Here is a 25118-nt window from a genome sequence, read left to right as displayed (position 1 = left end):
CCTTTCAGAGCCGGCGGATTATAGCCGGCGGGCGCAGGTGGGCGCAAATCGCGCCCTGGCGCGGGTCAGGCCAGCAGCGGGGCGGCGGCGATCAGGATGACGAGCAGCAGCAGACGGCGGGAGGAGGACAGGCGCATGAGGGTTTTCCGGGGGAGGTGGACGGGCGAGATGCCCGGTCTGCCCGGAGTCATGCAGGCGGCGTGCCAACTCCGGCATGGCGCATGAAGTCGCATCGCAGGGCGTTTTATGAGACCGCGTTCACAAGGAACACGCCCTGGCGTCGCCTGCGCGGGTCGGTTCTGACCTTGCGCGTCAGTAGGTGATGGTCACGGTGATGGTGTCGCTGTAGCTGCCGGCGGCCGCGCTCTGCCCGGACCGCACGCGGCCGTAGACGGTGGCGGTCTGGGCGGCGCCGGTCCCGGTGCCCTGCAAGGTGTCGGTGTTCAGAACGTTGCCCCAGTGCTGGCTGCGCGCGGGGTCGAGGTAGAGGTCGTAGGCAACGTACTGACTGGTCGCGCCCTGGCGCATGCGCCGCTGGCCGAGCAGGGCGTTGCTGCCATTGTCCAGGCCCAGCTGCCAGGCGGTGCGTCGCGTGCAGGTCAGGCCGATGGCGGAGGTCTGGTCGACATTGGCGGCGATGAAGCCCGCGACACTGCCGAAATCCAGATCGCTGGCGCTGTAGGCGTAGCACTGCCCCGGCACGTTGGCGGACGCGACGAAGGGGAAGGCGTCGTTGGCAGTCGTCGCGCCGGAGACATTGCAGGCGGCGGGAAAGCTCGCCGCGGCGCCCAGCAGCGGCGTGTTGGCCGCATAGGTCAGCACGGTGCTGGCGCCGGCAAAGGTGCTGCCGTAGCTGCCGGCCGCCAGCGCCTGATTGGCCGGAATCCGGCCATAGATCGTCACGGTCTGCGCCTGCGAGCCGCCGATGATCAACGGAACCGCGTAGTCGAAATCCAGCACCAGCACGGTGCTGACCGCATTGCCCAGCGCGCCCCAGATCTGGCTGCGGGCCGGGTCCAGATAGAGCTGGTAGTTGAGCGTGTCGCCGTCGGCGTTGCGCAGACGACGCGGCGACAGCGAGGTATCGACGCTGCCCGGACCCAGACCCACGCACAGCCGAACCTTGGTGTTGCTCAGCACGGCCAGCGCGGCGGTGCTGCAGGTTACAGTGAAGGAGGTGACGGTATCGGTGGGTTGTGTGGGCGCGACATTGCCGAAGGCCAGCACCGTCGGCGTGGTGGCGGTGCACACCGTCGCCGCGCGCGCGCTCGGCGCCCAGGCCCAGAGCGCCAGCAGGGCCAGCAGCAGGCAGCACGGCAGGCGGCGGCTCATTGGCGGGTCTCCGGGGCGCAGGTCAGCGGACCGATGCGTGGGATCCGGGCGGAGGCGATCCGGGCGGGATAGTCGAAACTCACCACGCAGGTGCCCGATTCGGCGCCGATCCGCAGACGGTTCCTGAGCTGCAGGTTGTCGAGGTAGGTCTCGCCGTCGTGGCCGACGACGGCGGCCGGCTCCTTCGCGCCGACCGGCGTCACCGTGCTGCCCACCGCGAGCGGCTGGCCGGCCGGATCGCGCAGGACCAGCGTGGCGGCGCGGACCTGGGTGATGGCGAAGGGCACCTTCAGGCCGGCGCCGGCGCGCGGGGTGACCACGCGTTCCACCTCGTCCACGCGCAGGTCGGCGGGCAGGTCGAGGATGTCGATCGAGACCCGGTTGCGCTGCCAGGGCTGTAGCGGGGTGACCAGCAGCAGGCCGTCGGCGTTGGTCTGGCCGATCAGGCGGTTCTCCAGCCGGACCGGGATGTGGGGTCGTCCGGTCGAGACCACGCCGAAGGCGTTGTCGACCGAACGCGCGGCCAGCACGCCGCCGCCCAGCCAGGCCAGGCTGCCACTGGCGCTGGCATAGCCGTAGGTGGTGCCGCCCTGGCTGGCCGCGCCCAGGCCGTAGCGGCCGACATCGTTCTGCCAGCCCAGTTCGGCCAGACCGCCGGCGCCTCCGGTCCCGCTGCGGGCCTGCACGCGCCAGCCCAGCCCGTTGGGGCCGCCGTCGCCGGGAACGGCCCGGGAGGCCTCGACGACCTGGGTGTTGAGGTTGCCGTTGCGCTGGGTCGAGACCGAGGCCCGGCGCAGCCCGTCCAGCGCCAGCGAGGCCGACAGATAGAGGCTGCGGTCGGAGGCGTCGTCCAGGTTCTGGTTCACCGACAGGTTGGCCGACCAGTCCTCGCCGAAGGTCTGCGACCAGAACAGGCCCGCATAGCGCAGGCTGGGTTCGTCCTCGTTGCGCAGCCGCACGTAGCTGGCGCTGAGCGAGCCGAAGCGGGGCAGGGAGACGCCGAAGATCGCGTGGTCGCTGGCGCTGACCGGGATGCTGCCCTGCAGGCTGCCGATATCGCGATAGCGCCCATGCGTGCGCTGGGTGCCGATGGCCAGGTTGAAGGTGCCGTTGTTCCAGGTGTGCTCGATCGCGGTCTGGCCGCCTGCCTCATCGCCGCGGCGGCTGCGCGCATAGGAGGCCGACAGCACACCGGCGCCGCCCAGCAGCCACAGTCCGCCCGCGCCGGCGTTGCTGATGTTGCCGCCATGCTCGGCGTGACCCTCGACGGTGAAGCCATCGCTGACGCCATAGCGGAACGTTCCGGTGCCCACCACCGTGTTGCCATAGCGGAACGAGCGCAGGCCGTAGTCCTCGCGCAGCACGCCCACCCCCACGCCGCCCTCGGACAGGCCCTTGGCCAGCAGCTCCTGGGTGCCGTAGAAGGAGAAATCCAGCGTGCGCACCTGGCCGAAGGCATCGGTGACCACCACCTGCGCGTTGCCGGTGCCGTTGATGCCGGGCAGGGTGGAGAGCTGGAACGGCCCGGCGGCGACCTGGCCGCTGTACTGGCGCAGGCCATCGACATACAGCTCCACCTGCGAGGGCACCGCGGCGTCGCCGAGGAAGGCCGGCAGGGGCGTGGTCACGCGATACGGCTGCAGCCCATAGTTGCGCCCGAGCTGGACGCCGGCCATGCGGATCGAGCGCGTCCAGTCCAGGGCGTCGCTGTAGAAATCTCCCAGCTGCAGGGTCAGCGCCCGGTCCGGCAGGTCCAGCTGCCAGTGGGTGTCCAGGCGCGTCGGTTCGACCCGCCAGCCGCGGGTGCCCTGGCCCTCATAGACGCGCATGACCGAGGTGTTGCTGAGCACACCCTGGCCGATGCCGAAGGCGCGCAGTTCCACGGTGGCGGCCAGATTGGTCTGGTCGGCAGTGCGATTGGCGTAGAGGTCGTAGTTGAGCAGCGCCCCCGGCGAGGAGGTGGCCTGCGGGGCGGGCTCCTGCTCGGGCGCGAGCACGGTGGTGTCCAGCTTCAGCGCGGACAGCGGCGCATCGAAGAACAGGCGCTGGACCTCGGGCTCGTAGCGCACCGCGACCTCGGGCATCGCATCCAGAGCGAGCACCTCCTCGGGCGCGCGCCCGTCCAGGCGGAAGCCGATCGCGCGCAGGGTCTGCACGGATCCATGCAGGCGCCCGCGGCGCAGCTCGAAGCGCTCGATCTTGCCCGTGTCGGTCTGGTTGAGGCTCACCTGCAGGTACAGCACCTGGTCGTAGCGCGGGTCGGCCATCGGCGCGGCGGGCGGCGGCGCCAGGTCGAAGGCCGCGACCGGCGGAGCGATCAGCAGGGCCAGCAGCGCAGCCCGCGCCAGTGCGGCAGACCAGCCTTCAGCGGGAGGGCGGCACGAGCGGCAGTGGACGCTTCTCGGCTTCACCGTTGATCCTGGCTTTGAAATGCGCGCCGACGTAGCGGCCGGCGGCGCCCGGGAGCGTCCAGCGCATCGTCTGACCTGGCAGCACATAGCCCACCAGGCCGGGCAGCAGCACGGTGTCCGGCCCGCTTGCCTGGACCATGCCCAGGTCGGCCAGTTGCGCGTGGCCGGTGCCGGTGTTGCGCACTTCCAGCGCGCTGGCGCCATCGGCGGCGGCCACCACCGTGGCGGCCAAGACCGGCTGCGGCGCCGCATCGCCCGGCTGCACGAACACCGGCACCGAGTAGCGCAGCACCAGCTGCAGCCCCTGTCGCGCATTGCCGTTGGGCAATTCGTCGACGAGGACGCGGTAGCTGGCCTGAGCGGCGACGGGCGAGCGGTCCGGGCGGATCAGCCGGACCAGCTGGCGCGCGCCGGGGGCGATGGTCTGCATCGGCGGGCTGGCGATCACCTCCTGGGTGGCATCCAGCGACTCAGTGCCGCCGGACTGGGTCCAGCGGAACACGCGCAACTGGACGTGGACCGGCTCGGTCCCGGTGTTGCTCAGCCACAGCGCGTCGGCATTGCGTGCCGGGGTGAGGGTGATCGAGGTGGGAGAAACCTGCAGACTCGTGGCAAAGGCCGTGTTGCCCAGCGTGGTGATCAACGCTATCCAGGTCCATCTGATTAGCCCTCTCCTGTGTTTCGCACGCGCATCCTGGGTTTTCCCCATATCGCTCCTTCAGTAGATGATCGTGGCGGTCACGGTGTCCTGATACGAGCCCGGGGCGGGATTGTTGGCCGCCAGGTTGTTGATCCGGCCGTAGACCGGATAGACCTGATTGATGCCCAGGCCCGTGCTGGCCAGCGTGTTGGTGCCGGTGGTGCCGCCCCACACGGTCGTGCGGCTCAGGTCGGCGTAGAGCTGGTAGCCGACATAGTTGTTGGTGGTGACGGTGGCGTCGGTGTGCTTCATCCGGCGCGTGGTCACATCCCCGGCCGTGGCGGCATTGGCGCCCGCGTTGAGCGCGATGGCGTACGGGGTCAGCGGCGTGCAGCGAACCGTCAGGCTGCCGGCGTTGTCGACGTTGGCGGTCACCGTGGAAGCCTGCGTGCCGAAGTCCACATCGGTCGCGGCGGCGGCCGTGATGGTGCAGGACTTGGTCACCACCAGCTTGACGTTGAAGGTGGTGGTATCTGCCGCCTGGGCGATGCCGCAGGCGGCCAGCAGGGCAACGGCGAGGGTGTTGGAAAGCAGGTAACGCATGGAGTCTCTCCCGGTCCTTGGGACCACAAGTACCGGCACCTTGCCGGCTCGGGTTTAAAGAAAGTGACCTTACGAACAGTGCTGACCTGCGCTGAATACAAAAAATTATTCATGCAAATCTGAGACTTGCGTCCTAGTAGGCGGCGTCTTGTGGTCCGTTACTAACGGGGGCGGCGCCTTCGGTGGAGGCGCGTGACCGTCATCGAGATGCGCGGTCGGAGTCTCCCGGGCGGTGGGTGCGAGGGCCTGGCCCCACTGCGGTCGGGCGCCGTTCCCCGGCCGCGAGACCGGACCTGCCCGTTCAGATGCGGGCGCAATCGGCGATAATGGGCGCATGAGCATCCAACTGAAATCCGCCGCCGACCTGGAGAAGATGCGCGTGGCCGGCCGCCTGGCCGCCGAAGTGCTGCAAGTGGTCGCCCCGCACGTGAAGCCGGGCGTGACCACCGCCGAGCTGGACCGCATCTGCCACGACCACATCGTCCACGTGCAGGGCGCGATCCCGGCCAATGTCGGCTACCGCGGCTTCCCGGCCACGGTGTGCACCTCGGTCAACAACGTGATCTGCCACGGCATCCCGAGCGAGGGCAAGGTCCTCAAGGAAGGCGACATCGTCAATATCGACGTGACCGTCATCAAGGATGGCTGGCACGGCGATACCAGCCGCATGTACTACGTCGGCACCCCGTCGGTGATGGCCAAGCGCCTGGTCGAGACCACCCGCGAGGCGATGTTCCGCGGCATCCGCGCGGTCAAGCCGGGCGCGACGCTGGGCGATGTGGGCCATGCGATCCAGCAGTACGCCGAGTCCGAGCGCTTCAGCGTGGTGCGCGAGTACTGCGGCCACGGCATCGGGCAGGTCTACCACGACGAGCCGCAGGTGCTGCATTACGGCCGTCCCGGCGATGGCGTGGTGCTCAAGCCCGGCATGACCTTCACCATCGAGCCGATGATCAACGAGGGCACGCGCTACACCAAGACCCTGCCGGACGGCTGGACCGTGGTGACCAAGGACCGCAAGCTGTCGGCGCAGTGGGAGCACACCGTGGCGGTGACCGAGGACGGCGTGGAGATCCTCACCCGCCTGCCAGGCGACGACAACGACCTGTGACCGCCCCGCCGGTTGCCAGCGGCGCGGCGCGCGCGCCGGCGCAGGCCGATCCGGCCACCGATGGCGCCTGGTCGCAACAGGCCCGCGCCGCGCTGGCGGCCACCGACGAGAAGCTGGCGCGCCGCTACGAGGATCTTGACCGCATCGACCACGTGCTGGCGCTGCGCGCGCGCGCGGTCGACCACCTGCTGCGCGAGGCCTGGCGGCGCTGCCTGCCGGCCGAGAGCGGGCTGTCGCTGTTCGCGGTCGGCGGCTACGGGCGCGGCGAACTGTTTCCGCAGTCGGACGTGGACGTGCTGGTGCTGGGCGAGCCCGAGGCCCAGCAGCTGCACCACGACGCGCTCGCCCGCTGCCTGGCGCTGGTCTGGGACACCGGCCTGAAGCTCAGCCATGCGGTGCGCTCGCCGGCGCAGTGCAGCGAGGCGGCGCAGGATCAGACCGTGGCCACCGCGCTGCTCGAGGCGCGTCCGCTGATCGCCGACGAGGCCGCGCGCAAGGCCCTGGCCGAGGCCGTGTCGCCCCGGCAGGTGTGGCCGCCGCGCGAGTTCTTCCAGGTCAAGCGCCAGGAGATGGCCCAGCGCCACGCGCGCTTCGGCGACACCTCGGACAATCTGGAGCCGGACATCAAGGACGGCCCGGGCGGCCTGCGCGACCTGCACACGCTGGGCTGGATGGCGCTGCGCACCTTCGGCGTGCGCGACCTGGAGTCGCTGGTGGGCATGGATCAGCTGGGCCCGGACGAGGCCGCCGCGCTGGCGCGCGAGCGCCGCGTCCTGGGCCGGCTGCGCTACGGGCTGCACCTGGTCGCCGGCCGGCCGGAGGAGCGCCTGCGCTTCGACTACCAGAAGGCGCTGGCCACGCGCCTGGGCTACCGGGACGCGCCCGGCAGCTTGGGCGTGGAGCAGATGATGCAGGCCTTCTACCGCAGCGCGGCGATCGTGCGCCGCATCGGCGATCGCCTGCTGCAGCGCTTCGAGGAGCAGTTCGAAGGCGAGGGCACGCCGCAGGCGCTGGATGCGGACTTCGAGCTGCGCCGCAACTACCTGGCCGCGCGCGATCCGCACTGGCCGGCCGATGTGGGCGCGGTGTTCGCGCTGTTCGCCACCTGGGCCGCGCAGGCCGAGGTCCGCGGCCTGCATTCGCAGACCGCGCGCGCGCTGGCTGAGGCGCTGCCGACGCTGCCGGCGTATGCGCGCGCCAGCGCCGAGCAGCGGGCGCAGTTCATGGCGCTGCTGCGCGGCCCGCGCGCGGTCGACACGCTGGCGCGCATGGCCCGCCTGGGCGTGCTGGGGCAGTGGCTGCCGGCCTTCGCCCAGGTGTCCGGGCGCATGCAGTTCGACCTGTTCCATGTGTACACGGTCGATCAGCACACGCTGATGGTGTTGCGCAATCTGGCGGCGTTCGCCAACGGCCGCGCCGACGAGCGCTTTTCCATCGCCCACGAAGTCTGGCCGCGCCTGCGCAAGCCCGAGCTGCTGCTGCTGGCCGGGCTGTTCCACGACATCGGCAAGGGCCGCGGCGGCGATCATTCCGAGCTGGGCTCGGCCGATGCGCGCGACTTCTGCGCGGCGCACGGGCTCAGCGAGGCCGATACCGAGCTGGTCGCCTGGCTGGTCGAGCAGCACCTGCGCATGTCGGTGACCGCGCAGAAGCAGGACATCGCCGATCCGGAGGTGATCCACCGCTTCGCCACGCTGGTCGGCGACCGCGAGCACCTGGACTATCTCTACCTGCTGACCTGCGCCGACATCGCCGGTACCAGCCCCAAGCTGTGGAACGCGTGGAAGGACCGGCTGCTGGCCGACCTCTACTTCGCCACGCGCCGTGTGCTGCGCGAGGGCCTGGAGCAGCCGATGGCCGCCGGCCAGCGCGTGGAGGAAGGCCGCGAGGCGACCCGCGCGCTGCTGCTGGCGCAGGGCTTCGACGCCGACACCATCGCGCGTCAGTTCGCCGAGATGCCCGATGAGAGCTTCCTGCGCTTCCGCCCCGAACAGCTGGCCTGGCAGGCGGCGGCGCTGGTGGACGTGCGCCACGGCCAGACGCTGGTGCAGGTGCGCCTGATCGACGACAACACCCGGGCGATGGAGGTGTTCGTGCACTCGCCCGACCGCGACGGCCTGTTCGCCGCGATCCTGGCCACGCTGGACAAGCAGGGCTTCGCCATCCACCAGGCGCGCGTGCTGGTGGGGCCGCACGGGACGGTGTTCGACTCCTTCGAGGTCCTGCCGGCCGACACCTATGCCAGCGACGACCCCGGGCACCTGGCCGATGCGCTGCGTCGCGCGCTGGCCGGCGCGCTGGACCAGGTGCGCGTGGCCCAGCGCACCGTGCCGCGCCAGCTGCGGCATTTCCGCTTTCCGCCGCGCTTCGAGTTCGGCAACACGCTCGATGGTCGCTACACGGTGCTGGACCTGGTCGCGCCCGACCGGCCCGGGCTGCTGGCCCAGGTGGCGCAGGTGCTGCGCCGCCAGCACCTGCGCGTGCACGATGCGCGCATCGCCACCTTCGGCGAGCGCGCCGAAGACCTGTTCCACCTCAGCGACGAAGGCGACCAGCCGCTGACCGACGCCGAGCGCGAATCCCTGCGCCAGGCCTTGGCCAGCTGCCTGGAAGCGGCCGCCTGATCTCCCTCACCCTCTGTCTGCAGGAACCCCACGCCCCATGTCCGCCGTCGATCTCGAAACCCTCAAGTCCACCCTGGAAGACGCCTTCGCGCGCCGCGCCGAACTCACCGCCGACGAGATCCAGGCGCAGCTGCGCCCGGCCGTGTACGCGGCCATCGACGGGCTGGAATCCGGCGCGCTGCGCGTGGCCGAGCCGCTGGCCGAGGGCGGCTGGCAGGTCAACGAGTGGCTGAAGAAGGCGGTGCTGCTGTACTTCCGCGTCAACGACATGCGTGTGATCGAGGCCGAGCCGGCGCCGTTCTGGGACAAGGTCGAGGCGCGCTTCGCCGGCTACGACGCGGCGCAGTTCAAGGCCGGCGGCGTGCGCGTGGTGCCCGGTGCGGTGGCGCGTCGTGGCACCTACTTCGGCAAGGACGTGGTGCTGATGCCCAGCTTCACCAATATCGGCGCCTACGTGGGCGAGGGCACGATGGTCGACACCTGGGCCACGGTGGGTTCGTGCGCGCAGATCGGCAAGCACTGCCATCTGTCCGGCGGCGCCGGCATCGGCGGCGTGCTCGAGCCGCTGCAGGCCTCGCCGACCATCATCGAGGACCACTGCTTCATCGGCGCCCGCGCCGAGGTGGTCGAAGGCGTGGTGGTCGGCCACCACAGCGTGATCGGCATGGGCGTGTTTCTCAGCCAGTCCACGCGTATCTACAACCGCGCCACCGGCGAGGTGAGCTACGGCTACGTGCCGCCGGGCAGCGTGGTCGTGTCCGGCTCCCTGCCGGCCAAGGACGGCACGCATTCGCTGTACGCCGCGGTGATCGTCAAGCAGGTCGACGAGAAGACCCGCGCCAAGACCAGCGTCAACGACCTGCTGCGCGGACTGGCGGACTGAGCGCGCCCTGGCGCGTGGCCTTTCTGCAATCGAACCGGAAGCTGAGGCGGTATCGAGCTATACCTTGGCTTCGGGTTTGATTTGGGTTCTTCGCCCGGTCGCGGAACCACGGCGCGTGGGCGTTTGGGACTTCGGAAGGGCAGCGGTCCGGCGGGCGGCGTCCGCTGATCCCCAATCAGGGCATCCTGCCCTGATTCGGGCGCTCGGCTCCTGCCTCGCTCGTCGCGGCCACTGCCCGCCGGCCCGCTGCCGCGTGCGTCAGGTCACAGGGCTTCGGTTTGCGGGGTGTTGCTAGCCCCTCCCTTGCGCACAAAGCGGCCAGTGACGGGAAGTTGTCGACTTGAGGCCCCCTCCCTTGCGCGCAGCGCAGGGGAGGGATGAGGAGGGGTCGGGGCTTTACCCGGCAAGCCACCGAAGCGAAGAGCAAAAGCACCCCACCCCGGCCCTCCCCTTCGCCTGCGGCGAAAGGGAGGGGGCAAAGCACTGCGCGATGCATTCGAATTGGAAGAATTCCTGTGCTATCCGCCGCAGCGCCTCCACCTGGGCGGGCGTGCGGAGAGCGGGCCTCAGGACGGCCCGCGGCGGCGAATCCGCCTTAGATGGCGGACCGAGCGGAGGAGCCGCGCCCGGCTGGGTCGAGGCTGGTCGGCGAAGTGGGATCTTCGACTTCGCCGCCATGCCATCAACTGATCCGCGTCCGCGCAATCCTGCGAAGAATCCGGATTTATTTATTCGTGCGGAGGCGCTCCCCGACGGCGGCACGACCGGATGTGTAACCGCCAACGCGAGGAGTTCACGGTCTTGTCGTCCACAGCCAGCGTTTGACTTTCGTCTTGTTTTGGATCGATCCAGTGCCGCCTAGACTCGGTGCTGGTCTATTGCGGCGGGAGCAGGGCATGCGGAATCGGGGCTGGAAGGCGGCGGCGCTGGGGTTGGTGATGGTCGCGGGCATGTCTGGCGCCTGGGCCGCGGAGCCGGCCGCCAAGGCGCGTGCCGGTAATCCCATCTTCCCGGGTTGGTACGCGGACCCCGAGGCGGCGGTCTTCGACAAGACCTACTGGATCTACCCGACCAGTTCGCTGCCGTACGCGCAGCAGACTGACTTCGATGCGTTCTCCTCGCCGGACCTGGTGACCTGGACCCGGCATCCGGGTGTGTTGAAGAAAGATGCGGTGTCCTGGGTGCGCGAGGCGATGTGGGCGCCGGCCGTGGTGGAGAACCGCGGGCGCTACTACTTTTTCTTCGCCGCCAACGACATCAAGAGCGATGCCGAAGTCGGCGGCATCGGCGTGGCCGTGGCCGACGCGCCCGCGGGCCCGTACCGGGACCTGATCGGCAAGCCGCTCATCGGGCAGTTCCACAACGGCGCCCAGCCGATCGACCAGTTCGTGTTCAAGGACGACGACGGCACCTGGTACATGATCTACGGCGGCTGGAAGCACGCCAACATCGTCCGCCTGAAGGACGACTTCACCGGCGTGCGGCCGATGGACGACGGCACGGTGTTCAAGGAGATCACCCCGGCGCCGGAGTACGTCGAAGGTCCGCTGATGTTCAAGCGCGGCGGCAAGTACTACTTCCTGTGGTCCGAGGGCGGCTGGACCGGGCCGGACTACGCGGTGGCCTATGCCATCGGCGACTCGCCGCTGGGGCCGTTCAAGCGCATCGGCAAGATCCTGCAGCAGGATCCGAAGATCGGCACGGGCGCGGGCCACAATTCCATTTTCCGCGGCCAGGACGACACTTGGTACATCGTCTACCATCGTCACCCGCTGGGCGACCACGATGGCAATCATCGTCAGGTCGCTATCGACCGCATGGTCTTCGATGCCCAGGGCCACATCCTGCCGGTGAAGATGACCAACGAGGGCGTCGCGCCGCACCCGTTGCGCTGACGCGGCGTCCTCGCAAGCCCCAAGGACTTGTGAGACACGCCTGCATGACTACCACGCTCTACGGACTGAAGAACTGCGACACCTGCAAGAAGGCCAGCAAGTGGCTGGATCGCTTCGGGGTGGCCTACACCTTCGTCGACTATCGCGAGCACAAGCCTTCGCCCGAGACACTGGTGGAATGGGCGGGCAAGGCCGGTGGCTTCGACGCGCTGGTCAACAAGTCCTCGACCACCTGGCGGCAGCTGCCCGAGAACCGCAAGTCGCCCGGCAGCGAGGCCGAATGGAAGCTGCTGCTGCGCGAGCATCCGCAGCTGATCCGGCGGCCGGTGGTGATCACCGACGATGGCACGCTGAGCCAGGGCTTCTCCGACAACGGCTTCAAGGCGCGCTTCGGGATCGCGTAGAGCGGAGCTTGCTCCGCTAGGGCTTTCCCGCTGATCTGGCCGCTGGAACTCTTCCTGGGGGCCTGACCCAAGAGCAGCGGAGCAAGCTCCGCTCTACGGGGGCGGGGGTCGTCGTATCCTTGTCGCCCGCTCAGCCGATCCGCTTTTCCATGAATGATGTCCTAGCGCTGACCTGCGAACTGGTCTCGCGCGCCTCGGTCACGCCCGAGGATGCCGGCTGCCAGGCTCTGATCGCCGCGCGCCTGCAGGCGGCGGGATTCACCTGCGAACATCTGCGCCTGGGCCAGGTCGACAACCTGTGGGCCACCCACGGCAGCGGCGCGCCGGTGCTGGTGCTGCTGGGCCATACCGACGTGGTGCCGCCGGGCCCGCTGGAGGCGTGGACCAGCGATCCCTTCGCCCCGCAGGTGCGCGAAGGCAATCTTTACGGTCGGGGCACCGCCGACATGAAGGGCAGCGTGGCCGCGTTCGTGGTCGCCGCCGAGCAGTACGTGGCCGCGCACCCCGACCATGTCGGCACCCTGGCCGTGCTGGTGACCAGCGACGAGGAGGGCGATGCCATCGATGGCGTGCGCCATGTCGCCAGGCTGTTCGCCGAGCGTGGCCAGCGCATCGACTGGTGCATCACCGGCGAGCCGTCCTCGACCGAGATCCTGGGCGATCTGCTGCGCGTGGGCCGTCGCGGCAGCCTGACCGGCACGCTGGTGGTCAAGGGCGTGCAGGGCCATGTGGCCTATCCGCACAAGGCGCGCAACCCGATCCACCAGGCCGCCGCGGCGCTGGCCGAGCTGACCGCGCGGCACTGGGACGATGGCTACGAAAGCTTCCCGCCGACCAGCCTGCAGGTCTCCAACCTGCATGCCGGCACCGGCGCCAGCAATGTGATCCCGGGCGAGCTGCGCATGCAGTTCAACCTGCGCTACACCCCGCACTGGGACGCGCCCAGGCTGGAGGCCGAGATCACCGCGCTGCTGGACCGCCACGGCCTGGAGTACACGCTGAGCTGGCATCGCAGCGGCGAGCCGTTCTACACGCCGGAGGGCCGCCTGCGGCGCGTCGCGCGCGAGGTGCTGGGCGAATTCGCCGGCGCGCCGCCGGAGGAAAGCACGGGCGGCGGCACCTCGGATGCGCGCTTCATCGCGCCGCTGGGCGCGCAGTGCATCGAGGTCGGCCCGGTCAACGCCACCATCCACCAGGTCGACGAGCACGTGCGCGTGGCCGATCTGGAGCGGCTGCCGGCCCTGTACCTGGCCCTGGTCGAGCGACTGCTGGTGGCGCAGGACTAGCCGGTCATGCGGCCCCGGGCGGTGTGGGCGACTGTCGGCCGCGCGCCATCGGCGCCTGTCGGAGGCCAGTTTCGTTGCGGCTGAAAGGGTTGCGCCGCGCGCGGAAGCCGGGTTAACGTCGCCCCATGCCGTCCGTCCTGGCCAACGTCGCGAACAACAACAACCGCAATCTGCGCGCGAATAATCGTGCGCGACCGATGCGGGTCTGCGACTAGGCAAAGCAACAACGACGAACGCCTGAGGAACCAGAAAACCCGCATCGGCAGATGCGGGTTTTTTTATGCATGTGCAGGTCCCTCTGCGAAAGGCCTGGCCATCCGTGGCCGGGGATCCAAATAGAAGCGCCACTTACCCCACGTCAGGTTTTTCAGGAGTTTTCCCATGTGTTCGATCTTCGGCATCTTCGGTCTGCAACCCGGCGATGATCTTGGCGCGCTGCGCCGGCAAGCGCTGGAGTGCTCGCAGCGTCAGCGCCATCGCGGCCCGGACTGGAGCGGCGTCTACGTCGACGACGGTGCCATCCTGGTGCACGAGCGCCTGGCCATCGTCGATCCGGCCGGCGGCTCGCAGCCGCTGCTGAGCGAGGACGGCGAGCTGGCCCTGGCGGTCAACGGCGAGATCTACAACCACCGCGAACTCAAGGCCGAGCTCCAGCAGCCCTACGCCTTCCAGACCGGCTCGGACTGCGAGGTCATCAACGCCCTCTACCGCGAGGACGACGTCGAATCCTTCCTCAACCGCCTCAACGGCATCTTCGCCTTCGCGCTGTGGGACCGCGCCGCCGGCCGGGTGATCATCGCCCGCGACACCATCGGCGTGTGCCCGCTGTACTGGGGCCACGACAGCCAGGGCCGCCTGCGCGTGGCCTCGGAGATGAAGTCGCTGTCCGAGCATTGCGCCGATGTGGCGCAGTTCCCGCCGGGCCACTGGTACGACAGCGCCACCGGCGAGCTCAAGCAGTACTACAAGCGCCCCTGGCGCGACTACGACTCCGTGGAGGGCGTCGAGGTCACGCCGACCGAGCTGCGCGAGGCGTTCGAACGCGCCGTGCACCGCCAGCTGATGACCGACGTGCCGTACGGCGTGCTGCTCTCCGGCGGCCTGGATTCCTCGCTGGTGGCTGCGGTGGCCGCGCGCTATGCGCGTCACCGCATCGAAGACGGCGACCGGACCGAGGCGTGGTGGCCGCGCCTGCATTCCTTCGCCATCGGCCTGAGCGGTTCGCCCGACCTGGCCGCGGCCAAGGTCGCCGCCGAATCGCTGGGCACGGTGCACCACGGCTTCGAGTACACCTTCGAGGAAGGCCTGGACGCGCTGCCCGAGGTGATCCGCCACATCGAGACCTACGACGTCACCACCATCCGCGCGTCCACGCCGATGTTCCTGCTGGCGCGGCGGATCAAGGCGATGGGGGTCAAGATGGTGCTCTCGGGCGAGGGCAGCGACGAGATCTTCGGCGGCTATCTGTACTTCCACAAGGCGCCCAACGCGCGTGAGTTCCATGAAGAACTCATCCGCAAGCTGGACGCGCTGTACAACTACGATTGCCTGCGCGCCAACAAGTCGATGATGGCCTGGGGCGTGGAGCCGCGCGTGCCGTTCCTGGACCGCGAGTTCATGGACGTGGCCATGCGCATGGATGCCGCGCACAAGATGATCACGGTCGGCGCCGATGGCAGGAAGCGCATCGAGAAGGCGGTGCTGCGCGAGGCCTTCGCCGGCTATCTGCCCGATTCCATCCTGTGGCGGCAGAAGGAGCAGTTCAGCGATGGCGTGGGCTATGGCTGGATCGACGGACTCAAGGCGCATGCCGAGGCCCAGGTTACCGACCGCGAGTTGGCCGCGGCCGACAAGCGCTTCCCGGTGAACCCGCCGCAGACCAAGGAGGCCTACTACTACCGCACGCTGTTCGAGCAGGCCTTCCCGTCCACCGCGGCGGCCGAGACCGTGCCGGGCGGCAAGTCGATCGCCTGCTCCTCGCCGGCGGCGATCGCCTGGGACGCGAGCTTCGCCGCGGCCGCCGACCCGTCCGGTCGCGCGATCGCGGGAGTGCATGCGCAGGCGCTGTGATGTCGACGCGTCGAGCCGCATGCAGTGCGTCTTCCGCAGCCGTTGAGACAGTCCTGTAAACCATCGTTCCCGCGAAAGCGGGAACCCATGGACGTTGCGCGATCTGCACGAAAGTCCCTGGATCCCCGCGTTCGCGGGGATGACGGCTTTGGGGTTAGCGGCGCGCAGGCGGTGGCCGCCGCTTAGGAGGCGCCTGTCTTACGGCTCATGCCACACGCGTCATGCCACACGCGTTAGCGAACTCTCCCCTCGTCGTTCCCGCGAAAGCGGGAACCCAGTGACTTTGCGTGGTGTGCCCGTCCCTGGATCCCCGCGTTCGCGGGGATGACGAGCGTCGGGTTTGCGAAGCGAATGCGGCCGCCGCTTCGACAACCAGCCCCGCCTACGGCTCATGCCGCACGCAATAGCCGTAGCGCTGCGGGTCCATGTCCACGCCTGAGGCGCTGGCCTGGTTGCTGGCCTTCCAGATGTTCGGCTTGAAGCTCGCGCTGGTGCAGTTGGCCGACTTGTCCATGCCGATGGTGTAGGTGAACGGGTCCTTGTCGAAGTGGTTGGCGTCGAAGACGTTGTCCTGGCTGACGCTGTTGTCCCAGCACTGGGTGCTGCCATCGGCGTTGCGGAAGCGGATCGCGCAGGTCAGGAACACGCCCGCGCCGTGGTTGCCGCTGAAGGTGTTGCCGGCGAACAGGTTGCCCGAGGAATTGGACAGGTAGGCGCCCTGGCTGCCGTTGTTCGACAGCACGTTGTCGCGGATCTGGCTGTCGCGCAGCTCCTCGGCGGTGATCCCGGCGGCGACGTTGTCGTGCACGCGGTTGTCGGTCATGGTGACCTTGGAGGTGCTGTTGAAGGACACCCCGTCCCAGACCGCGCCGGAGACATCGTTGTGGTCCAGGGTGATGTCGCGACTGCCCTGTTCGGTCAGCAGGCAGGCGCTGCGGCACTGGCTGGCATGCAGGCCGGTCAGGCGCACGTCGTGGCCGTTGCGCACCACCACCGCGCTGTTGCTCAAGTAGGGACGCTCGGGCATGAACTCGTGCTCGACGCCCTTGGCGCCGATCAGGCTCAGGTCGGCGATGGTGACGCCGGTGATCGGGCGGCGCGGCACCTGCTGCTGATAGTCGCCCACGACCAGCAGGGGCTGTTGCACGTCGGGCGCCATGCGCAGGGCGGTGGTCGGGCCGGCACCGTGCAGGGTGAGGTGGTCGCGCTGGATCGAGACTAGGCCCTTGAGCGGATACTCGCCCGCGGCCAAGCACAACGTCACCGGCGCGTCGCCGGCCGGCAGCGCGTCGATGGCCTGCTGCAGGTTGTCGCCCGGCTTGGCGCGCGCCGTGCAGCTGGACGGTTCATCGGCCAGCGCGGGCAGGGCGAGCGCGCCCAGTAGCGCAGCCGCGGTCAGTCGCAATGGGGTCGAGCGATGAATCTTCATGGGGGAGAAGGCAAGGGGGATCGACCTTCAAGAGCCTAAGGATCGCCGCTGAACGCCCGGCAGGCGATGCTTCACCGGGCTGTCCCGGCGGTCAGCATGGTCGAAGCCATGTGTGTGCGACGGCCCTTCTCCGACGGCTTTTGCGTATGCATGGTGTGCACGGCACGCACACGCGGTCTTGGCATCGGTCTCGCCATGATCCGCCCCGACAGTCACGAGGCGGCGCGGCAACCCGGACAGCGCGTCGTCTGCAACCGAGAGGACTCGACCGGATGGGCAAGCGCCTGCGAGTACTGATGGTGGACGACAACGCCGAACTGCTGCGCGTGGTGCAGGACGGGCTGTCGATGTACCAGGTGGACGTGGTGACGGCCGGCAGTGCCGGCGAGGCGCTGGACCTGCTGATCCGCGACGGCGGCTTCGACGTGGTGATGAGCGACGTGCTGATGCCGCTGGGCATGTCCGGCGTGCAGCTGGTGGAGATGGTGGCACGCGAGTATCCGCAGATCGCGGTGGTGCTGACCTCGGGCTACCCGCAGGCCAGCCTGCCGGAGATGCCGAGCGGGGTGCGCTTTTTGCCCAAGCCCTATCAGTTCAGCGGCCTGATGGCGGCGCTGAACGAGGAAGTCAGCCTGCACTGAGCACGCGTCAGCGCGCCGGCACCAGTTGCAGCGTGTGCTGCGCCGGACCGGGCAGGAACGGCGTGGCCCGCCCCTGGACCCAGTCGGCATGGCCCGCGCCCCAGAAGGGCGACATCGGATGACCGCTCTGCCCGCCGGGCATGTGCACGAAGCCGTCGGCCTCGTGGCCCGGCGAGACGACCATGCGCTCGGACGCGCCGAAGGCCGGTGCCTGCACACGCGGCATGTCCCCGGCGCCGGGCAGGCGATCCGGCGGCATGCACAGCCAGGACTTGAAGCGTGCGGGCAGCGCCGCCGCCAGCGGGTGACAGATCGCCGCCGTGTTCTGCTCGCCCCAGGTGCGCTTGGCCAGGGGGCCGATGGCGGTCAGTTCGCGGCGGGTCTCGTCGGCGGCGTCCTCCAGCAGACGCGACCAGCCGGCGGTGTCCTCGCAGGCAGCCCCTTGCTGGTCCGCCGCGCAGGCGAACCGGCGCGGCAACAGGTGCGCGGGTCGCTGCTCCAGCAGCGGCCAGACCACGCCTTCCAGCTGCGGGAGCAGCGCGGCTGGCGGCCGGTCGAGCGTCACGCCGGCCGGCGCCACCAGCCCCTCGGCAATGCGGTCCTGCACGGCCAGGCGCCAGCGCCGCACCAGGCGGAAGCTGACCGAATCCGCGCTCGCCCGGCCGTCCCAGTGGCCGGACGCCTTGGCCAGCGCCGCCAGCGCCGACGAGGGCGGCGCGCCCTGGGCTTCGCGCTGCAGCAGCGCCCACCAGCGCTGCAGGAACACGGCGCGGTCGTCCAGTTGCACGGCCAGCAGGCTGCGTTCGTCGGTGCGTTCGAGCCTCTGCAGGTCGTTGCGGATCTGCCGCGCGCGGGCGCCGAGCAGATAGCCGCCATCGCCCAGCACCGCCAGCAGCGGGCCGTCGGCGACGCGGTTGTTGGCCGTCCACAGCCGGCCATCGGCCGGATCGGCGAGCGGCTCGACCAGCTGGGTGGAGATCGGCCAGGCCGGGCAGGGCGCGGCGGGCCGGCCCTGCGCATCGAACGGGGCCGAGGCGCTGGGCAGCACCAGGGCGCTGGCCTCGCAGCCGGGCGTGCGCTGCGGCAGCGGCCCGAGCAGGCGCCAGGCGATGCGGCCCTTGGCGTCGGCGAGCAGCAGGTTCTGCGCGGGCACGGCGACGCGCCCGGCCATGCGCAGCGCGTCGTCCAGATCGCCGGCGCGGGCGAAGTCGTCCAGGCCCAGATTGAGCGCGCCGGGCAGGTGCCCGACCCAGCGCAGCGCCAGCGCCTGGCCGCCGGGCAGGTCCTCGACCAGCGGGCCGTAGGCGCTCTGGCGCACTTCGAGGGTCTGCGCCGCGGCGCCGGCCACGGCGAGCGTCTCGCGGTACACGCGCACCGGGGCGCAGCCCGGCGTGGGCGTGGCGGCGCAGGGCGTGATGCGGAACAGGTCGGCGGTGTCTGCGAAGCCGTTGGTGAAGCCCCAGGCCACGTGCGTGTTGCTGCCCACGATCACCGCCGGCAGCCCCGGCAGGCTGAAGCCGGTCACGTCCACGCGGCCGCCCGGCGCGCGCGGATCGGCATAGCGCAGGCGCACGCGGAACCAGAGGTTGGGCGCGCGCAGGGCCAGGTGCATGTCGTCGGCGACGATGGCGCGGCCATCGGCGGTGTGGGCCGCTGCCACGGCGAAGTTGTTGCTGCCCGGGGCCAGCGCTTCGCCGCCAGCGCCGGCCGGCGCGGCGGCCGGCAGGGTGCGCAGGTCCACGACATCGGCGCCGGGCAGCACCGCATCCTCGCGCGGCGCGCCCTGCAGGGGCGCGTCCCAGTGGCTGCCGTCGTGGCCGAGCAGGGCGAACAGGGCCGGCGGCAGGCGCTGCTGCAGCTTCCACAGCGACAGCGCGCGGGCGTCGTCGGCGTCCTGCAGGTCGAAGTACATCGCATCACCGGTGAGCACCGCATCGGCCGCGGTCCACGGCTGCGGCCGCTGGCGCAGCAGCAGGTAAGGCCAGGGCCGCACGCGCAGCGCGGCCAGGCCGGCGTTGACCCCGGCGGTGTAGGCGTCCAGTTCGGCGCGATGGTCGCCAGCGAAGGCATCCAGGCCGGCCTCGGCGCGGGCGCGCATGCGGTGCAGGCGATGGCGGCGGTCCAGCGGCAGGGCGCGGGCGCCGAACAGCGCGGCCAGCTCGCCGGCCGAGGTCCGGCGCATCAGGTCCATCTCGAAATAGCGCTCCTGCGCGTGGACGTAGCCGAGCGCGCGCGCCGCATCGGCCGGGTTGCCGGCCTCGATGGTCACCGTGCCCAGCGCGTCGCGGCTGATGCTCACCGGGCCCGACAGGCCGGCGATCCGGCGCTGTCCGTCCAGCGTGGCCAGGCTGCCGCGCAGCAATAGCCAGGCGACCAGCGCCAGCAGCAGGCACAGCACCAGCAGGGACAGCAGGACACGACGCAGCCAGCGGATCATTCGGGGCGATTCCGGCCAGCAGGGGGACGCTGGCCCGCGCACAGCATGCCCGGATTGTGTGAAGCCGGGACGGCATCGGCGCGGGCTGCGAGTGAAAGTGATTCCGTTTAAGACATCGTCCACGCCGATGCGCGACCATGGCGGCCGTTCCAGTCACGAGGTTCCGCCATGAAAGGCCATCCCGAGGTCATCGCCTGCCTGATCGACCTGCTGCGCGGCGAGCTTGCCGCCCGCGATCAGTACTTCCTGCATTCGCGCCGCTACGAGGACCAGGGCCTGCAGCGGCTGTACGAGCGCATCGGCCACGAGATGGAAGAGGAGACCGAGCACGCCGACGCGATCCTGCGCCGCATCCTGTTCCTGGAAGGCGACCCAGACATGCGCCCGCATCCGTTCACCCCCGGCAAGACCGTGGTGGAGATGCTCGAGGCCGACCTGCAGACCGAGTACAAGGTGCGCGCCGACCTGGCCGCCGGCATGAAGCTGTGCGAGGAGAAGGGCGACTACGTCAGCCGCGACATGCTGCTGGCGCAGCTGCGCGATACCGAGGAAGACCACGCCTGGTGGCTGGAACAGCAGCTGGGCCTGATCAAGCGCATCGGCCTGGCGCTGTACCAGACCTCCAAGATCGGCGACGGCAGCGCGACCGCGCAGCACTGAAGGCCGCGCCTAGGGTCACAACGCAAGACGCCGGGCAGTGCCCGGCGTCTTCGTTTGCGTCGATCGTGCGGCGCGCCGCGGTGCTCAGGCCGCCTCGTAGGCGCCGTAGCCGCGCAGGCGCTCGTAGCGGCGCTGCAGCAGGGTGTCCACCGGCACGTCGGCCAGGGCGTCCAGTTCGCCCAGCAGCACGGCCTTCAGGCGCGTGGCCATGGCGCGTGGGTTGCGGTGGGCGCCGCCGGTGGGTTCGCGCACGACCTTGTCCACCAGGCCCAGCTCGCGCAGGCGCCTGGCGGTCAGGCCCAGCTGCTCGGCCGCGTCCTTGGCCTTGCCCGCGTCCTTCCACAGGATCGAGGCGCAGCCTTCCGGGGTGATGACCGAATAGGTGCTGTACTCGAGCATGATCGTGCGATCGCCCACGCCGATGGCCAGCGCGCCGCCCGAGCCGCCTTCGCCGATCACGGTGCACACGATCGGCACCTTCAGCTCGGCCATCTCCATCAGATTGCGGGCGATGGCCTCGGACTGGCCGCGCTCCTCGGCGTCGATGCCGGGCCAGGCGCCGGCGGTGTCGATCAGGGTGAGGACCGGCAGGCCGAAGCGTTCGGCCATCTTCATCAGGCGCAGCGCCTTGCGATACCCCTCCGGCTTGGGCATGCCGAAGTTGCGCATGATCTTTTCCTTGGTGGCGCGGCCCTTCTGGTGGCCGATCAGCATCACCGGGCGCCCGTCGATGCGGGCCAGGCCGCCGACGATGGCCTTGTCGTCGGCGAAGGCGCGATCGCCGGCCAGTTCCTGGAACTCGTCGCAGAACACCTTGATGTAGTCCAGCGTGTAAGGCCGGGCCGGATGGCGCGAGAGCTGGCTGATCTGCCACGGGGTCAGGTCGCGGAAGATCTGCGCGGTGCGCGTGCGCAGCTTGGTCTGCAGGGCGCGCACTTCGGCATCGACATTGACCGCCGGACCGGCGCTGGCGCTGCGCAGCTCCTGGATCTTGGCTTCCAGATCGGCGATGGGCTGTTCGAAATCGAGGTAGTTGGGATTCATCGGCAAGCGGTGAGCCGTAAAGCGGGGGAGTTTAGCCGATGCGTGCACAAGGCCCCGTACCGGGGGGTGTGGTGCGGCGCGCGGGCCTAGTGCGCCCAGGGGCGGTGGCCGACGGCCATCTTCACGGTGCGCACGCCGGGCAGCTCGCGCAGGGTGCCCATCAGGTCGGCATCGACGCTCACCGACTGGCTGCCGTTGATCTCGACCATGCCGGCTACGCCGCCTGGCAGCAGCAGGTCCAGGCGCAGCGAGGTACGCCCGGGGCGATGCTGGTCGAGCAGGGCCTCGATGCGCTGCAGCACGCCGGGCACGCGCAGGTCCAGGCGCACCGACAGCTTCTGCGTGGCCTGGACCAGCTGGGCGTAGTCCCAGACCTGGCGCAGGCGCAGGCTGTAGCCGCCGTTGAACTCGTCCTCACGCAGCTCGCCCTTGACCACCAGGATGCGGTCGCGGGTCAGCAGCTGGCCGAACTCGGCCATCGCATCGGAGAACGCGCTGCACTCCAGCCGGCCGCGACCGTCCTCCAGGGTGATGAAGCTCTGGCTGTCGCGCTTCTGCCGCACGGCGACCACCTTGCCGGCCAGCACCGCGACCACGCCGGGGCGCCACTTGCGCTCGCCGCCGCCACCGCCGCCGGATTGGCTGGACCAGATCGTGTCCAGGCTGCCCAGGTCGTTGCCGACCAGGGCGCGCAGATCCTCGCGGTAGGGATCCATCGGGTGGCCGGACAGGTAGAAGCCCAGCGTGTCGCGTTCGGCCGCCAGCTTGTGCGCCAGCGGCGCCTCGTCGCATTCGGGCAGCTCAATGTGGATGTCGTCGCCGCCGGCGCTGGAGCCGAACATGTCCACGATGCCGGCGTTGCGGTTGCGCGCCAGCTGGTCGATGGCCTTCATCACCTCGGGCACCTGCAGCATCAGCGAGGCGCGGTTCTTGCCCAGCTCGTCCAGCGCGCCGGCGTTGATCATCGCCTCCAGCGTGCGGCGGTTCAGGCGCGCGGCCTCGGTGCGCTTGCAGAAATCCAGCAGGTCGCGGTACGGGCCGCCGCGCTGGCGCTCGGCCACGATCGCCTCGCACGCGCCCTGGCCCACGCCCTTGATCGCGCCCAGGCCGTAGCGGATGGTGGTCGCATCGGTGGCCACGAACATGAAGTCCGAATGGTTCACCTCCGGCGGCAGGATCTCCAGCGACAGCCCGCGCGCGTCGGCCAGGAAGCCCACCACCTTGTCGGTGTTGTCCATGTCCGAGGACAGCGTGGCGGCCATGAACTCGGCCGGGTAGTGCCGCTTGAGCCAGGCGGTCTGGTAGCTGACCAGCGCATAGGCCGCCGCGTGCGACTTGTTGAAGCCGTAGCCGGCGAACTTCTCCATCAAGTCGAAGATCTCGTCGGCCTTGGCCTGATCCACGCCGCCCTTGGCGGCGCCCTCGCGGAAGATCTCGCGGTGCTTGGCCATCTCGGCCGGCACCTTCTTGCCCATCGCGCGGCGCAGCAGGTCGGCGCCGCCCAGCGAGTAGCCGCCGACGATCTGCGCCATCTGCATGACCTGCTCCTGGTACACCATGATCCCGTAGGTGTCCTGCAGCATGTCCACCGTGCGCGGATCGGGGTACTCGAACTCCTGCTGGCCGTGCTTGCGCGCGATGAAGTCCGGGATCAGGTCCATCGGGCCGGGGCGGTACAGCGACACCAGCGCGATCAGGTCCTCGAAGCGGTCCGGCCGGGCATCCTTGAGCATGCGCCGCATGCCCGAGGATTCGAACTGGAACACCGCGCCGGTGTTGGCCGCGGCAAAGATGTCGCGGTAGGTCGGCACGTCGTCCAGCGGCAGCGCGGCGATGTCCACCGGCTCGATCCCGGCGCGCGCATGGCGCGCGTTGATCGCCTTGACCGCCCAGTCGATGATGGTCAGCGTGCGCAGGCCCAGAAAGTCGAACTTCACCAGGCCCACGGCTTCCACGTCGTTCTTGTCGAACTGGGTGACCGGGTTCTTGCCGCGCGTGCCCTCGTCGTGTTCGGCGAACAGCGGGCTGAAATCGCTCAGCGGCGAGGGCGCGATGACCACGCCGCCGGCGTGCTTGCCGGCGTTGCGGGTGAGGTCTTCGAGCTGGCGCGCCAGGTCGATCAGGTCGCGCACGTCGTCTTCGCTGCCGTAGCGCTGGATCAGCTCGGCCGAGGCCATCTCGCTGTCCTTGCCTTCGCCCATCGCGTCCTTGAGCGTGATGCCCAGGATGTTGGGAATCAGCTTGGCCACGCCGTCGACGAAGCCGTACGGGAAGCCCAGCACGCGCCCGCAGTCGCGCACCACCGCCTTGGCCGCCATGGTGCCGTACGTGATGATCTGGCTGACGCGGTCGCGGCCGTACTTGCGCGCGACGTAGTCGATCACCTCATCGCGCCGGTCCATGCAGAAGTCGATGTCGAAGTCGGGCATCGACACGCGTTCGGGGTTGAGGAAGCGCTCGAACAGCAGGTTGTACGGCAGCGGATCCAGATCGGTGATCTGCAGCGCCCAGGCCACCAGCGAACCGGCGCCCGAACCGCGACCCGGGCCGATCGGGATGCCCTGGTTCTTGCCCCACTGGATGAAGTCGGCCACGATCAGGAAGTAGCCGGGGAAGCCCATCTTGATGATGGTGTCCAGCTCGAATTCGAGTCGGTCCACGTAGTCCTGGCGCGTCTTGCCCGGCGCCAGCGGATTCTTCTCCAGGCGCGCGTCCAGGCCGCGGCGCGACTCGCTGCGGATCCAGCTGTCCAGCGTCTCCTCGTCCGGCACCGGGTAGGCCGGCAGGAAGTAGGTGCCGAGCTTGAGCTCGATGTTGCAGCGCTGCGCCAGCGCCCAGGTGTTGTCGATCGCGTCGGGCACGTCGGCGAACAGCTCGGCCATCTGCTCGGCGGACTTGAGGTATTGCTCGCGGCTGTACTCGCGCGGGCGCTTGGGATCGTCCAGCACGCGCCCGGAGGCGATGCACACGCGCGCCTCGTGCGCATCGAAGCCCTCCGGCGTGAGGAAGCGCACATCGTTGCTGGCGATCACCGGCAGGCCGCGCGCGGCGGCCGCGTGCAGGGCGAAGGCGTTGAACGCCTCCTCGCCCTCGCGCTGGGTGCGGGTCAGCTCCAGGTGCAGGCTGTCGTCGAAGGCGCGCTGCCAGTCGGCGATGTGCTGCTCGGCCAGGTCGTGGCGGCCGCTGGCGGCCAGTCGCCCGGCCTGGCTGTTGCGGCCGATGATGCCGAACAGGCCCGAGGTGTCCTCGCGCAGCCAGGCCGGATCGATCGCCACCCCGTCGGTGCGATGGCCCTCCAGCCAGGCGCGCGTGAGCAGGCGCGACAGGGTCAGGTAGCCGCCGTGGTCGCGGCACAGCAGGGTGATCGGCCACGGCGTGCCGTCTTCCTCGATCACGCTGACGTCGGCGCCGGCGATGGCCTTCATGCCGACCTTTTCGCAGGCGTTGTAGAACTTCACCAGCGCGAACAGGTTGTTGCGGTCGGTCACCGCCAGCGCCGGGGCCTGCAGCTCGACCGCGCGGCTGACCAGGTTGGGCCGCTTGGCCTTGGACGGCAGGCCCTCGTCCGGTTTCTCGGGCACGCGGATGGTCGAATCCGCCAGCGAGAATTCGGTGTGCAGGTGCAGGTGGATGAAGCGGGAAGACATC

Annotated in this window: 17 protein-coding genes; 9 read left to right on the top strand and 8 right to left on the bottom strand. The window is 69.8% G+C overall.

Annotated features, from left to right (window positions below; translation table 11 throughout):
• Positions 1-312: 312 nt before the first annotated feature.
• The 4 genes from MWN52_RS12200 to MWN52_RS12185 form a co-directional block, all read right to left on the bottom strand.
• The gene (locus MWN52_RS12200) at positions 313-1332 is read right to left on the bottom strand and encodes a Csu type fimbrial protein (RefSeq protein WP_286574838.1); all 1020 of its coding nucleotides are present in this window, start codon (positions 1330-1332) and stop codon (positions 313-315) included.
• Entirely contained in the window at positions 1329-3743 is a 2415-nt protein-coding gene (locus MWN52_RS12195) for a fimbria/pilus outer membrane usher protein (protein ID WP_286574837.1), read from the bottom strand. Before MWN52_RS12195 ends, MWN52_RS12200 begins: the two co-directional genes overlap by 4 nt.
• Positions 3697-4386, bottom strand: a complete 690-nt coding sequence (locus MWN52_RS12190; protein ID WP_286574836.1) for a fimbrial biogenesis chaperone — start codon at positions 4384-4386, stop codon at positions 3697-3699. The genes MWN52_RS12195 and MWN52_RS12190 overlap by 47 nt, the downstream gene beginning before the upstream one ends.
• Positions 4387-4461: 75 nt before the next feature.
• The gene (locus MWN52_RS12185; protein WP_130521326.1) at positions 4462-4986 is read right to left on the bottom strand and encodes a Csu type fimbrial protein; all 525 of its coding nucleotides are present in this window, start codon (positions 4984-4986) and stop codon (positions 4462-4464) included.
• A 334-nt stretch (positions 4987-5320) separates the two neighbouring features.
• Between MWN52_RS12185 and map the strand changes: the two genes are divergently transcribed.
• The 7 genes from map to asnB all read left to right on the top strand — a co-directional run bounded on the left by map (position 5321) and on the right by asnB (position 15259).
• Positions 5321-6097, top strand: coding sequence for a type I methionyl aminopeptidase (gene map, locus MWN52_RS12180; RefSeq protein WP_130521328.1), 777 nt, complete (start codon positions 5321-5323; stop codon positions 6095-6097).
• Positions 6094-8721: a [protein-PII] uridylyltransferase gene (gene glnD / locus MWN52_RS12175; protein WP_286574835.1), complete on the top strand. Its 2628-nt coding sequence runs from the start codon at positions 6094-6096 to the stop codon at positions 8719-8721. Before map ends, glnD begins: the two co-directional genes overlap by 4 nt.
• A 37-nt stretch (positions 8722-8758) precedes the next feature.
• Positions 8759-9604, top strand: coding sequence for a 2,3,4,5-tetrahydropyridine-2,6-dicarboxylate N-succinyltransferase (dapD, locus tag MWN52_RS12170; protein WP_286574834.1), 846 nt, complete (start codon positions 8759-8761; stop codon positions 9602-9604).
• Positions 9605-10554: 950 nt separating this feature from the next.
• On the top strand, positions 10555-11499 hold the full coding sequence (locus MWN52_RS12165; protein WP_286574833.1) for a glycoside hydrolase family 43 protein: 945 nt from the start codon (positions 10555-10557) through the stop codon (positions 11497-11499).
• A gap of 44 nt (positions 11500-11543) precedes the next feature.
• Positions 11544-11903: an arsenate reductase gene (locus tag MWN52_RS12160; protein WP_130522895.1), complete on the top strand. Its 360-nt coding sequence runs from the start codon at positions 11544-11546 to the stop codon at positions 11901-11903.
• A gap of 149 nt (positions 11904-12052) precedes the next feature.
• Positions 12053-13189, top strand: coding sequence for a succinyl-diaminopimelate desuccinylase (gene dapE / locus MWN52_RS12155; RefSeq protein ID WP_286574832.1), 1137 nt, complete (start codon positions 12053-12055; stop codon positions 13187-13189).
• Positions 13190-13570: 381 nt separating this feature from the next.
• Entirely contained in the window at positions 13571-15259 is a 1689-nt protein-coding gene (gene asnB / locus MWN52_RS12150; protein ID WP_286574831.1) for an asparagine synthase B, read from the top strand.
• 382 nt (positions 15260-15641) lie between these two features.
• On the opposite strand, the gene MWN52_RS12145 is transcribed toward asnB, so the two are convergent.
• Entirely contained in the window at positions 15642-16688 is a 1047-nt protein-coding gene (locus MWN52_RS12145; protein WP_286574830.1) for a right-handed parallel beta-helix repeat-containing protein, read from the bottom strand.
• Positions 16689-16960: 272 nt separating this feature from the next.
• Here MWN52_RS12145 and MWN52_RS12140 point away from each other — a divergent pair, with 272 nt between their 5' ends.
• Positions 16961-17329, top strand: coding sequence for a response regulator (locus tag MWN52_RS12140; RefSeq protein WP_286574829.1), 369 nt, complete (start codon positions 16961-16963; stop codon positions 17327-17329).
• A 7-nt stretch (positions 17330-17336) separates the two neighbouring features.
• Here the strand turns inward: MWN52_RS12140 and MWN52_RS12135 are convergent, their stop codons facing one another.
• Positions 17337-19766 (bottom strand): penicillin acylase family protein, encoded by a 2430-nt coding sequence (locus MWN52_RS12135; RefSeq protein WP_286574828.1) that lies wholly within the window; start codon positions 19764-19766, stop codon positions 17337-17339.
• Positions 19767-19934: 168 nt separating this feature from the next.
• On the opposite strand from MWN52_RS12135, the gene bfr reads away from it, so the two are divergent.
• Positions 19935-20426: a bacterioferritin gene (gene bfr, locus MWN52_RS12130; protein ID WP_130531683.1), complete on the top strand. Its 492-nt coding sequence runs from the start codon at positions 19935-19937 to the stop codon at positions 20424-20426.
• An 84-nt stretch (positions 20427-20510) separates the two neighbouring features.
• On the opposite strand, the gene MWN52_RS12125 is transcribed toward bfr, so the two are convergent.
• Both MWN52_RS12125 and dnaE read right to left on the bottom strand, forming a co-directional pair.
• Entirely contained in the window at positions 20511-21470 is a 960-nt protein-coding gene (locus MWN52_RS12125) for an acetyl-CoA carboxylase carboxyltransferase subunit alpha (RefSeq protein WP_286574827.1), read from the bottom strand.
• Between the two features lie 86 nt (positions 21471-21556).
• Positions 21557-25117 (bottom strand): DNA polymerase III subunit alpha, encoded by a 3561-nt coding sequence (gene dnaE, locus MWN52_RS12120; protein ID WP_286574826.1) that lies wholly within the window; start codon positions 25115-25117, stop codon positions 21557-21559.
• Position 25118 lies beyond the last annotated feature (1 nt).

Source organism: Pseudoxanthomonas winnipegensis (genome assembly GCF_030322905.1).
Lineage (GTDB): Bacteria > Pseudomonadota > Gammaproteobacteria > Xanthomonadales > Xanthomonadaceae > Pseudoxanthomonas_A > Pseudoxanthomonas_A winnipegensis.
This window is presented reverse-complemented; position numbering and strand designations above follow the sequence as displayed.